Below are 12,041 nucleotides of genomic sequence, written 5' to 3' on the forward strand. Positions count from 1 at the left end.
CTGCCCCCTGGCCCATCCGCCCCTCGTGCTCCCAACCCGTCCGCCCCGGTCCTGGATGTCACACGCGCGTGGGATGCTGGGCCGCGATGGCAAGGAAGACCGCTCAAGACGACCCGCTCGCTCCGCTCACGCTTGCCGTGGGGCAGGAGGACCTGCTGCTCGACCGTGCCGTGCGCGAGGTGGTGGTGGCCGCGCGGGCGATGGACGCCGACACCGATGTGCGGGATCTGGCGCCCGAGGCGTTGCAGCCGGGGACACTGGCCGAGCTGACCAGCCCGTCGCTTTTCGCCGAGCGCAAGGTCGTCGTCGTGCGCAATGCGCAGGATCTGTCCGCCGACACGGTCAAGGACGTCAAGGCGTATCTGGCCGCGCCGGTGGAGGAGATCACCCTGGTGCTGCTGCACGCCGGCGGCCCCAAGGGCAAGGCGCTGCTGGACGCGGCACGCAAGGCGGGGGCCCGCGAGGTGGCGTGCCCGAAGATGACCAAGCCCGCCGACCGGCTCGCCTTCGTACGCGCCGAATTCCGTACGCTCGGCCGGTCGGTGACGCCCGAGGCGGCGCAGGCGCTGGTCGACTCGATCGGCAGCGACCTGCGGGAGCTGGCCAGCGCGTGCACCCAGCTGGTCGCGGACACCGAGGGCACGGTCGACGTGGAGGTGGTCGCCCGCTACTACACCGGCCGCGCCGAGGCCACCGGCTTCGAGGTGGCCGACCTCGCGGTGACCGGACGGGCGGCCGAGGCGCTGGAGCGGCTGCGCTGGGCGCTGTCGGTCGGGCAGCCGCTGCCGGGTATCACCTTCGCGCTGGCGTCCGGGGTCCGCGCCATCGGCAAGCTCGCGTCCGCCCCGCGCGGCGCCAACCCGGGGCAGCTGGCCCGGGATCTGGGCATGCCGCCGTGGAAGATCGACCGGGTGCGGCAGCAGATCCGCGGCTGGAGCGCGGACGGCGTCTCGGTCGCGCTGCGCGCGGTCGCGGAGGCCGACGCGGCCGTCAAGGGCGGCGCCGCCGATCCCGCGTACGCGCTGGAGAAGGCGGTGGTCATCATCGCCCGTGCCGCCCGCACCGGTTCCTGACCTACTTGAGTTTGGGCAGCGTCGCCTTCGTGGCGTCCTTGACCCACTGCGTCGCCTGGCTGATCGTCGCGGTCGCCCCCGAATCGTCGTTGAGCGACGAGGCGTAGGCGTCCCAGGACAGCGAGAAGGTCATCCATCCGTCGCGCACCTCGAGCATCACCTCGCGGCTGCCGCTCTCGCTGCCCGACGACGTGGTGATGGTGTCCTGGGTGATCAGGAACGCCTCGTCGCCGAAGCCGTCGACCGCTGTGACGGTGTACTTCTCCGACGAGATCGTGCCGTGGTCGGTGTAGCTCCGCCAGCGGTCGGCGAATTCCGGCTGCGGATCGCTCTTGCGGTGCAGGTCTGCCTGGAGCGTCACATAGGCGTCGGAATAGGTGGAGGCGTCCTTCTTCAGGCTCTCGCTGCAGTACATCTCCGCGACGGTGGGGCGGTCGCTGACGTACGAGCTGGGGTCGTCGTCCGGCTTGGGGTATTCGCTGGTGAAGGCGCTCAGGTCCGCGCTGTCGCACAGGTTCTTCTTCACCGTGTAGCCGCGCAGGTCGGCCTTGTCGGAGTCCCTGCCGAGCAGCACCACCCCGCCGCCCCACAGCGCGGACGCCACGGCCGCGCCGACCACGGCCCACAGCACCGCCTTGCCGGCGCCGCCCCGCCCTCCGGGTGCGGCCCCCGGGACGCCGGGCTGCTGCGGGGGACCGTAGTACGACGGCTGCGGCGGACCGTAGGGGCCGGCCGGGGCGCCGGCCGAGGTCTGGGCGTACGGATTGTGCTGGGGCGGCACGGGCGCCCCGTAACCGCCGCCGGTCGGCGGCCGGCCGGGTATCTGCCCGGGCGCCCCGGGCGGGGGCACGGCTCCCTGGGGGTTCTGGTACGGATATGCGCCCGGCTGGTCAGGCGGTGGCGGCGTCGACATAGTGTGAGGATATCGACACTGTCAGAAACGTACTGCCCGTCCGGGAATCTCCGGACGGGCAGCAGAGGCGTTTCGGTGCACCGCGGGCACGTGGCGAACGTCCGCGTGCGGTGCGGGCCTTGAGCGGTGCGGGTCCGGGCGGTAGAGGGGCCGCTGATTCCGGTTGTCCGCCGTGCCGCGGACCCTGGTGCGCGCAAACCGCGCGGGGTCGTGCAGGCCGTGCAGGTTGTACGGGCGGTACTCGTGGTACGGGTCGTACAGGGCGTACCGGCCGTACGGGCCGGGCAGAAGCCGCTGCGAAGGGTGATCAGCCCTGGAGCGCGGCGACCGACTGCGCGATGGCCGACTTCTTGTTCGCGGCCTGGTTCTTGTGGATGACGCCCTTGCTCACGGCCTTGTCGAGCTTCTTGGACGCGGTGCGCGCGGCGGCCTCGGCCTTGGCGGCGTCACCGGCGGCGACGGCCTCGCGGGTGCGACGGACCGCGGTCTTGAGCTCGGACTTGACCGCCTTGTTGCGCAGGCGCGCCTTCTCGTTGGTCTTGTTGCGCTTGATCTGGGACTTGATGTTCGCCACGAAAGAGCCTTCTCAGGTTCGTTTACCGAAAGGATCAGCGCCCCGGTCCAGCGGTACACGACCGGTGGGGTCACGAGGCGCAGCGCCCCAGGCTACCAGGAGCGCGCTGTCGCTCCCAAACCGCCCGGGGGCCGCCGGCCATGGGACTATGGAGGCTACGTATCGATCCGACCAGCCAGCAGAGACCGAGTCCCGCGCCGAGCGCGGCGGCAAGAGTCTCAAGAAAATGGACCCTGCGTGCCCGCGACTCCTTCTTCCGTGCCGGCCCATGCGCCGGAGCCGAGCCGTACCGACCCGGCGCTGATCCGCAACTTCTGCATCATCGCGCACATCGACCACGGCAAGTCGACGCTCGCCGACCGGATGCTCCAGCTCACCGGGGTCGTCGACGCGCGGCAGATGCGTGCTCAGTACCTCGACCGGATGGACATCGAGCGTGAGCGCGGCATCACCATCAAGTCGCAGGCCGTGCGGCTGCCCTGGCAGCCCTCGGACGGCCCCGCCGGGACGCACATCCTGAACATGATCGACACCCCCGGCCACGTCGACTTCACCTACGAGGTGTCCCGCTCGCTCGCCGCCTGCGAGGGCACGGTCCTGCTGGTGGACGCGGCGCAGGGCATCGAGGCGCAGACGCTGGCGAATCTCTATCTCGCGATGGAGAACGACCTCACCATCATCCCGGTGCTGAACAAGATCGACCTGCCCGCCGCGCAGCCGGAGAAATTCTCCGAGGAGCTGGCGAACCTGATCGGCTGCGACCCCGCCGACGTGCTGCGGGTCTCGGCGAAGACCGGCGTCGGGGTGGACGCGCTGCTCGACCGGGTGGTCAGGGACGTCCCCGCCCCGGTCGGGGTGGCGCAGGCGCCCGCCCGCGCGATGATCTTCGACTCGGTCTACGACTCCTACCGCGGTGTGGTCACCTACGTCCGGGTCATCGACGGGCAGCTGACCAAGCGCGAGCGGATCCGGATGATGTCCACCGGCGCCACCCACGAACTGCTGGAGATCGGCACCAACTCGCCGGAGATGCTGCCCGCCGACGGGCTCGGCGTCGGCGAGGTCGGCTATCTGATCACCGGTGTGAAGGACGTACGGCAGTCCAAGGTCGGTGACACCATCACCACCCACACCGCGGGCGCCACCGAGGCGCTGGGCGGCTACAAGGACCCCAAGCCGATGGTCTTCTCGGGCCTGTACCCGCTGGACGGCTCGGATTACCCGGAGCTGCGCGAGGCCCTGGACAAGCTCCAGCTCAATGACGCGGCACTGGTCTACGAGCCGGAGACGTCCGCGGCCCTGGGCTTCGGCTTCCGCGTCGGCTTCCTCGGCCTGCTGCACCTGGACGTGGTCCGCGAGCGCCTGGAGCGGGAGTTCGGCCTCGACCTGATCGCGACGGCGCCCAACGTCGTCTACCGGGTCCTGATGGAGGACGGCGCCGAGCACGTCGTCACCAATCCGAGTGAATTCCCCGAGGGCAAGCTGTCCGAGGTCTACGAGCCGGTGGTACGGGCCACGGTGCTGGCCCCGACCGAGTTCATCGGCGCGATCATGGAGCTGTGCCAGAACCGGCGCGGCTCGCTGCTGGGCATGGACTATCTGTCGGAAGACCGGGTGGAGATCCGCTACACCCTGCCGCTGGCCGAGATCGTCTTCGACTTCTTCGACAACCTCAAGTCCAAGACCCGCGGCTATGCGTCGCTGGACTACGAGCCCACCGGCGAGCAGAGCGCCGACCTGGTCAAGGTCGACATCCTGCTGCACGGCGACAAGGTGGACGCCTTCTCGGCGATCACCCACCGGGAGAAGGCGTACGCGTACGGCGTCCGGCTGGTCGCCAAGCTGCGCGAGCTGATCCCGCGGCAGAATTTCGAGGTGCCGATCCAGGCCGCCATCGGCGCCCGGGTGATCGCCCGCGAGACGGTGCGCGCCATCCGCAAGGACGTCCTCGCCAAGTGCTACGGCGGTGACATCTCCCGGAAGCGCAAGCTGCTGGAGAAGCAGAAGGAGGGCAAGAAGCGGATGAAGATGGTCGGCAGCGTGGAAGTGCCGCAGGAGGCCTTCATCGCGGTGCTGTCCACCGATTCCGACGGCGAGTCCAAGGCGAAGAAGTAGCCGGCGGCCGGCGCGGGCGCACGGCACAGGTGCGGTGCGCCCGTCCGCCGGCGGGCAGGCGCGCGACGGGGTGCGTCCCGGGCGCGGGCCCCGGGGGTGGTCGCGACGCGCTGGTCACACCCCCTTACGCGCCGGGCGTCGGCCCTCTAGGCTGATCCGACGGATAGGTTACTGGTGAGTTAAGAACGCCCGCGCGTGCCCGGAGGTTGCGGTGACCGACACACAGACGTTGCTAGAGAATCGGCCGCCCTCCGTGGCGACGCTCTTCCTGGACCGAGTGGCGGCCACGCCGGACGCGGAGGCGTACCGCTACCCGGTGCCGCCGGAGAGCGGCGAGGGCCCCGACGGCTGGAAGTCGCTCACCTGGGGTGAGGCCGCCCGCCGGGTGTACGCGATCGCGGCCGGTCTGATGGAGCTGGGGGTACGCCCCGAGGAGCGGGTCGCCATCGCCGCCAACACCCGGGTCGAGTGGATCTTCGCCGACCTCGGCGTGCTGTGCGCGGGGGCTGCCACCACCACCGTCTACCCGAGCACCAATGCCGAGGAGACCGCGTTCATCCTCGCCGACTCCGGCAGCCGCGTCCTGATCGCGGAGAACGCCGCGCAGCTCGACAAGGCCAGGGAGCGCAGGGCCGAACTGCCCGAGCTGGCCCATGTGGTCGTGATCGACGCGGAGGGCGCGCTCGACGAGGCGGGCGACGGCTGGGTGCTGTCGCTGGCCGAGCTGGAGAAGCGCGGTGAGGCCTATCTGGCCCAGCACCCCGCGGCCGTCACCGAAGCGGTCGCGGCGATCACCAAGGACCAGCTCGCCACGCTGATCTACACCTCGGGCACCACGGGACGCCCCAAGGGTGTCCGCCTGCCGCACGACTGCTGGTCGTACATGGCGCGGGCCATCCAGGCGATCGACATGCTGGAGCCCGAGGACGTGCAGTACCTGTGGCTGCCGCTCGCGCACGTCTTCGGCAAGGTGCTGACCGCCGGGCAGATCTCCGTCGGGCACGTCACGGCCGTCGACGGCCGGGTGGACAAGATCATCGAGAATCTGCCGGTCGTGCAGCCGACGTACATGGCCGCGGTCCCGCGCATCTTCGAGAAGGTCTACAACGGCGTCGCAGGACGCGCCCGCGCGGGCGGCGCCGCCAAGTACAAGATCTTCCTGTGGGCCGCGGAAGTCGCCCGCGACTATGCCAAGGCCACCCAGAACAGCATGCGGCTCACCGGTACGCCCTCGGCTCCGATGGGTCTGCGGGCGAAGCACGCGCTGGCCGACAAGCTCGTCTACGGCAAGCTGCGGGAGGCCTTCGGCGGCCGGCTGCGGGCCTGCGTGTCGGGCTCCGCCGCGCTGGCCCCGGACATCGGCTACTTCTTCGCCGGCGCCGGCATCCACATCCTGGAGGGCTACGGCCTCACCGAGTCCAGCGCCGCCAGCTTCGTCAACCCGGGCGAGAACTACCGCACCGGCACGGTCGGCAAGGCCCTGCCTGGCCTGGAGGTCCGCGTCGCCGAGGACGGCGAGGTCCTGCTGCGCGGCCCGGGCATCATGCAGGGCTACCACGGGCTGCCCGACAAGACCGCGGAAGTCCTCGAATCCGACGGGTGGTTCCACACCGGGGACATCGGGGAACTGTCCCCCGACGGCTACCTGAAGATCACCGACCGCAAGAAGGACCTGATCAAGACCTCGGGCGGCAAGTACATCGCTCCCGCTGAGGTCGAGGGGCAGTTCAAGGCGGTGTGCCCGTTCGTCAGCAACATCCTGGTCGTCGGCGGCGGGCGCAACTTCTGCACCGCGCTGCTCGCGCTCGACGAGCCGACCATCCTCGGCTGGGCCGACGAGCACGGGCTCGGCGGCCGCTCCTACGCGGAGGTCGTCGCCTCGGAGGAGGTGCAGGCCCTCATCGAGGGATACGTGCAGCGGCTCAACGAGGGGCTCCAGCGCTGGCAGCAGATCCGCCGGTTCCGGCTGCTGCCGCGTGACCTCGACGTCGAGCACGGTGATCTGACGCCGAGTCTGAAGCTGAAGCGGCCGGTCGTCGAGCGGGAGTTCGCCCCGCTGATCGAGGAGATGTACGCGGGCGCTCGCGAAGCCTGAGACCCGGCTATGGCCGGTCCTCCACCCCCGGGGAGTGGCGAGCGGCGGAATGATACGGGGTTGGCGGCTGGTGCGGGTGGGGTCGAAGGAAAGGGACCCGCCCGGGGGTAACGGAGCGGCACGCGGCAATGTCACCCTGTCACGATGGACCCGTGAGGCTCCCCCGTTCTCGCCGCCGGAGCGAGACCTGTGACATGGCCTCGGACAAGTCCGAGGCCATGTCACAGATGAGTCTGCCGGGCGATCAGCAGGCCGCCGGCGCGGCCCGCCGCTTCCTGCGAACCGCTCTGGCGCAGTGGTCGGACAGCGGCCTGCCCGAGGCGGCCCGCCTCGGCGAGCGCCTGCTGGACGACAGCACACTGCTGGTGAGCGAGCTGGTGACCAACGCAGTGGTCCACGCCGGCACCACCGTGGAGCTGGTGTGCCGGCTCGACACCCGGGAGTCGCCGCCCGGCCTCGTCGTCGAGGTGTCGGACCACCACCCGACGCGGGCGCTCCGCGACGACAGCGGCGTCCTGGACGAGTCGGACGCCCCCGACGACAGCCGCGAGGGCGGCCGGGGGCTCCAACTGGTGGCGGCGCTGTCCGACGCCTGGGGCATCAGCTACCGCCGCGACCGCAAGACCGTGTGGTGCCGTTTCGACCTGCCGGCCGGGGACGGCGCCACCCCGCCGCTGAGCCTGCGCGGCGAACCGCCCGCGGAACTGATCGCGCCCGTGCCGCCGCAGGCCGACCGCGCCAATGACCAGGACTGGGCCGTCCGGGGCGCGCTGTCCTTCCTCGCCGAGGCGTCCGACCTGCTGGCGGGCCAGCTGGACGAGGACAATGTGGCTTTGCTCGCCGCCCAGTTACTGGTGCCGCGAATCGCGGACTGGTGCGCGGTGTGGGTGTATCCGGCGGGAGCCGCGGCCCGGCTGCCGAGCGTCTGGCACGTCGAGGAGCGGCGGATCGACGGGCTGCGGTCCGTACTGGAGAAGTCACCGCCCGCCGCGGACCCGCGGCCGGGGGCGCGGCACATTGTGTGGCCCGCGACGCGGGGCGACACGGTGGGCGGCGGCGCCCTCGCGGTGCCGCTGCTGGTGGCCGGGCGCTGCCAGGGCACGCTGCTGCTGGGCCGGGCGGGGCCGCTCGGGCTGCCCGACGAGGTGACGGGCCTGGTCGAGGACTTCGCCCGCCGGGTGGCCCTGGCCATGGGCGCGGCGCGGCAGTACGCGCGGCAGGCGATGATCAGTACGGTGCTCCAGCGCGGTCTGCTGCCGCCCGCGGTCGGGCGCATCCCCGGCATCGACCACGCCGTGGTCTACGAGCCGCTGGCCGGGGACTGGGTCGGCGGCGACTTCTACGACCTCTTCCCGGCCGGGGACGGCCGCTGGTGCTTCGCGCTGGGCGACGTGTGCGGCAACGGCCCCGAGGCCGCCACTCTGGCCGGCGTCGCCCGCCCGGTGCTGCGGCTGCTGGCCCGCGAGGGCTACGGCGTCTGCGACGTGCTCTACCGGCTCAACAAGGCGCTCGCCGACGAGGCGGCGGCGGCACTGACCGGCGGGACCGCGGCCTGGGAGGGCGGCCAGGCCCGCTTCCTGTCGCTGCTGTACGGCGAGATCACGCCGTACGCGCCGGAGCGCGGCGCCCACTGCACCCTGGCCTCCGCGGGCCACCCGCTGCCGCTGGTGCTCGGCAGTGACGGCCGGGTGCGGGAGGCGGCCTCCCCGCAGATCCTGCTGGGCATCTCCGAGACGGCGCAGTACACGAGCGAGTCCTTTGATCTGTCGTCCGGCGACAGCCTGCTGTGCGTCACCGACGGCGTCACCGAGCGGCGCCGCGGACAGCGCCAGTTCGACGACGACGAAGGGCTGGCCACGGTCCTCGGGGACTGCACGGGCCTGGGCGCGGCCGGCATCGCCGAGCGCATCCGGCACGCGGTGCACGCGTACGACAGCGCGCCGCCCGCGGACGATCTGGCGGTGCTCGTTCTCCAGGCCCGCTGATGTGCCGGATACTGGGAGAATGCCTTCCGTACTGCCCGACGGCGAACCCGTGCCCGAGGACGGCGCCCTGCCGCCGCAGGCGCTGTCCGGGGCCGCGGGACGGCCGCTCGGCTTCTATCTCCACGTGCCCTACTGCGCCACCCGCTGCGGCTACTGCGACTTCAACACCTACACCGCGAGCGAGCTGCGCGGCTCCGGCGGCGCGCTCGCGTCCCGCGACAACTACGCCGACGTCCTCATCGACGAGATCCGGCTGGCCAGGAAGGTGCTCGGGGACGACCCGCGGCAGGCCGGGACGGTCTTCGTCGGCGGCGGCACCCCGACCCTGCTGCCCGCCGCCGACCTGGTCAGGATGCTCGGCGCGATCCGCGACGAGTTCGGGCTCGCGGCGGACGCGGAGATCACCACGGAGGCCAATCCGGAGTCCGTCGGCCCGGCGTATCTGGCGGAGCTGCGCGAGGGCGGCTTCACCCGGATGTCCTTCGGCATGCAGAGCGCCCGGCAGCATGTGCTGCGGATTCTGGACCGCACCCATACCCCGGGTCGGCCCGAGGCATGCGTCGCCGAAGCCCGGGACGCGGGCTTCGAGCATGTCAACCTCGACCTGATCTACGGCACCCCCGGCGAGTCCGACGACGACTGGCGCGCCTCGCTCGACGCGGCAATAGGCGCAGGCCCCGACCATGTGTCGGCCTACGCGCTGATCGTCGAGGAGGGTACGCAGCTGGCCCGGCGGATCCGCCGCGGCGAGGTACCGACGACCGACGACGACGAGCACGCCGACCGCTACCTGATCGCCGACGAGCGGCTGTCCGCGGCCGGGTTCGCCTGGTACGAGGTCTCCAACTGGGCCACCACCCACGCGGGCAGGTGCCGCCACAATGAGCTGTACTGGACCGGCGCCGACTGGTGGGGCGCGGGACCCGGCGCCCACAGCCACGTCGGCGGGGTGCGGTGGTGGAACGTGAAGCACCCCGGCGCCTATGCGCAGGCCCTCGCCGAATCCCGCAGCCCGGGCGCGGGCCGGGAAGTCCTCGCCGACGAGGACCGCAGGGTCGAGCGGATCCTGCTGGAGCTGCGGCTGTCCGCGGGCTGCCCGCTGGACCTGCTGACCGGCGCCGGCGCCCGGAACGCGGCCCGCGCGGTGAGCGACGGCCTGCTGGAGCCCGCTCCTTACGCCGCCGGGCGCGCCGTCCTCACCCGGCGCGGGCGGCTGCTGGCCGACGCGGTGGTCCGCGACCTCACCGACTGAGCCGGGCGCGGCCCGGGCGTCACGGCCCGATACGGCCGGGGTGCGCATCGTGCCCGCCGGGAGGGTGTGTCAGAGGACGGCGAGCCGGTCCACCAGCAGCTCCACCCTCCGCCCGGCTTCCGCCGGGGGCAGCCGTCCCGCCCGGGTCAGGTCCGCCAGCCCGTGCAGGGCCGCCCAGAACACCTCGGTGAACAGCCCCGGGTGGACGCCGTCCCCCGCGACCTCGCCCAGGCTCTCCAGCAAGGCGGCGAAGGCGTCCTTGAGGGGTTCCGGGGTGTCCTCGGCCGCGAACGCCAGGCCGCCGTCGAGCTGGAATATGGCGTCGTAGACCGCCGGGTTGCGCACGGCGAAGTCGAGGTAGGTGCGGGCGAGGGCGGTGACCCGGGTGCGGGAGCCGTCCGCGGCGGAGGCCGCGGCACGCACCGCCGCGGCCAGTTCGGTGGCGCCTTCGAGGGCGACGGCGCCGATGATCTCGCGCTTGCCGCGGAAGTGGCTGTAGAGGACGGGCTGGCTGTACTCGATGCGCTCGGCGAGCCGGCGGGTGGTGACCGCGTCCCAGCCCTGCTGCTCGGCGAGTTCGCGGGCTGTCGCCACGATGAGGCGTTCGCGCTCCGCCCGCTCGCGTTCCTTGCGCTCCTGTACCGACATGACGCGATCCTAGCATCGCTAGACAGGCGAGCGGCAGTAGTATTAGCGTTGCCTCAATAGCTAGCAGCGCTAGATCCCTGGAGGGGTCGTCATGCTCAACGCACTCGAGGTCTTCACCACTGTGGTCGTCGGCGTGATGGTGGGAGTGGAATTCTCCGTTCTCTTCGTCATCAACCCGATACTCAACGCCCTCCCCGAGGACAGCGGCCAGCTCGGCCACGCCCACGGGGGCCGGATGCTCGGCGCCGTGATGCCGTTCTGGTACATCGGCTCGCTCGTCCTGTCCGCGGCATGGGCCGTCGCCGGACGGCACCACCATGGCACCGGCCTCGTCGTCACCGCCGGCGCGCTGCTGATCCTCAGCGTGATCATGTCGCTCCTGCTGCTCGTCCCGATCAACAACCGGAACAAGGCGTGGACCCCCGAGAACCGGCCCGAGGACTGGAAGGAGCAGCTGAACCGCTGGCTCCGCTTCCACTACGTCCGCGTCGCCGTCATCATCGCCGCCTTCACCCTGCTGGTCGCCGCCCTCACCTGACCCCGCGACCCGGCATGCGCCCTACGGCGCCGTCACGAAGTCGATCAGGTGCTCCACCGAGCCCAGCAGCTCGGGCCGGAGGTCCTTGTACGTCCGCACCGACGCCAGGATCCGCTGCCATGCCTCGCCCGTGGACATGTCCCAGCCCAGGGCCCGGCACACCCCGGTCTTCCAGTCCTGGCCGCGCGGCACCCGCGGCCACTCCCGGATACCGACCGAGGCGGGCTTGACCGCCTCCCACACGTCGATGAACGGGTGCCCGACCACGAGGACGTCCTCGCCGGTCACGGACGCGGCAATACGCGACTCCTTGGAGCCCGGCACCAGATGGTCGACCAGTACGCCGAGACGGGCGTCGGGGGCCGGGCCGAAGTCCGCCACGATCGCGGGCAGGTCGTCGACGCCCTCCAGATACTCCACGACCACCCCCTCGACCCGAAGGTCGTGGCCCCACACCCGCTCGACCAGTTCGGCGTCGTGCCGGCCCTCGACGTAGATCCGCCCGGCCCGCGCCACCCGCGCCTTCGCGCCCGGCACCGCGACGGACCCGGACGCGGACAGCAGCGGCCCCCGGGGCGCGGGCGCGGCCCGCGGGCGTACCAGCGTCACCGCGCGGCCGTCGATGAGGAAGCCGCGGGGAACCATCGGGAAGACCCGGTGCTTGCCGAACCGGTCCTCCAGGGTGACCGTCAGCCCCTCCGCGGTCTTCTCGCAGCGCACCACCGCCCCGCAGAAGCCCGTCGCGGCCTCCTCGACCACCAGGTCGGGCTCCGCCGCCACCTCGGGCGCCGGGGCGCTCTTCTTCCACGGCGGGGTCAGATCGGGGTCGTAACTCCTGCTGCGCATGG

Annotated in this window: 10 protein-coding genes; 6 read left to right on the top strand and 4 right to left on the bottom strand. The window is 71.7% G+C overall.

Features of this window, described 5'->3' with window-relative positions; all coding sequences use genetic code 11:
* The first annotated feature begins 86 nt into the window (after nt 1–86).
* Nucleotides 87–1,073, top strand: a complete 987-nt coding sequence (gene holA, locus V7E46_RS11065) for a DNA polymerase III subunit delta (RefSeq protein WP_333768257.1) — start codon at nt 87–89, stop codon at nt 1,071–1,073.
* A 1-nt stretch (nt 1,074) separates the two neighbouring features.
* Here the strand turns inward: holA and V7E46_RS11070 are convergent, their stop codons facing one another.
* Nucleotides 1,075–1,923, bottom strand: coding sequence for a hypothetical protein (locus tag V7E46_RS11070; RefSeq protein ID WP_333768258.1), 849 nt, complete (start codon nt 1,921–1,923; stop codon nt 1,075–1,077).
* A gap of 370 nt (nt 1,924–2,293) precedes the next feature.
* On the bottom strand, nt 2,294–2,560 hold the full coding sequence (gene rpsT / locus V7E46_RS11075; RefSeq protein ID WP_329179028.1) for a 30S ribosomal protein S20: 267 nt from the start codon (nt 2,558–2,560) through the stop codon (nt 2,294–2,296).
* A gap of 237 nt (nt 2,561–2,797) precedes the next feature.
* Here rpsT and lepA point away from each other — a divergent pair, with 237 nt between their 5' ends.
* The 4 genes from lepA (at nt 2,798) to hemW (ending at nt 10,007) form a co-directional block, all read left to right on the top strand.
* Nucleotides 2,798–4,675: a translation elongation factor 4 gene (lepA, locus tag V7E46_RS11080; protein ID WP_329179029.1), complete on the top strand. Its 1,878-nt coding sequence runs from the start codon at nt 2,798–2,800 to the stop codon at nt 4,673–4,675.
* Nucleotides 4,676–4,886: 211 nt separating this feature from the next.
* Nucleotides 4,887–6,770 carry an AMP-dependent synthetase/ligase gene (locus V7E46_RS11085; protein ID WP_333768259.1) on the top strand — a complete coding sequence of 628 codons (1,884 nt, stop codon included), beginning with the start codon at nt 4,887–4,889 and terminating at the stop codon, nt 6,768–6,770.
* A 218-nt stretch (nt 6,771–6,988) separates the two neighbouring features.
* Nucleotides 6,989–8,755, top strand: a complete 1,767-nt coding sequence (locus V7E46_RS11090) for an ATP-binding SpoIIE family protein phosphatase (RefSeq protein ID WP_333768260.1) — start codon at nt 6,989–6,991, stop codon at nt 8,753–8,755.
* Between the two features lie 19 nt (nt 8,756–8,774).
* Nucleotides 8,775–10,007 (top strand): radical SAM family heme chaperone HemW, encoded by a 1,233-nt coding sequence (hemW, locus tag V7E46_RS11095; RefSeq protein ID WP_333768261.1) that lies wholly within the window; start codon nt 8,775–8,777, stop codon nt 10,005–10,007.
* A 69-nt stretch (nt 10,008–10,076) separates the two neighbouring features.
* Here hemW and V7E46_RS11100 read toward each other — a convergent pair whose 3' ends face one another.
* Nucleotides 10,077–10,655 (bottom strand): TetR/AcrR family transcriptional regulator, encoded by a 579-nt coding sequence (locus V7E46_RS11100; RefSeq protein ID WP_333768262.1) that lies wholly within the window; start codon nt 10,653–10,655, stop codon nt 10,077–10,079.
* A 91-nt stretch (nt 10,656–10,746) separates the two neighbouring features.
* On the opposite strand from V7E46_RS11100, the gene V7E46_RS11105 reads away from it, so the two are divergent.
* On the top strand, nt 10,747–11,193 hold the full coding sequence (locus V7E46_RS11105; protein WP_333768263.1) for a DUF1772 domain-containing protein: 447 nt from the start codon (nt 10,747–10,749) through the stop codon (nt 11,191–11,193).
* 21 nt (nt 11,194–11,214) lie between these two features.
* Here the strand turns inward: V7E46_RS11105 and V7E46_RS11110 are convergent, their stop codons facing one another.
* Nucleotides 11,215–12,039 carry a DUF3097 domain-containing protein gene (locus V7E46_RS11110; protein WP_333768264.1) on the bottom strand — a complete coding sequence of 275 codons (825 nt, stop codon included), beginning with the start codon at nt 12,037–12,039 and terminating at the stop codon, nt 11,215–11,217.
* Between the last annotated feature and the right edge of the window lie 2 nt (nt 12,040–12,041).

It is taken from the genome of Streptomyces sp. IBSBF 2435, from assembly GCF_036815005.1.
Lineage (GTDB): Bacteria > Actinomycetota > Actinomycetes > Streptomycetales > Streptomycetaceae > Actinacidiphila.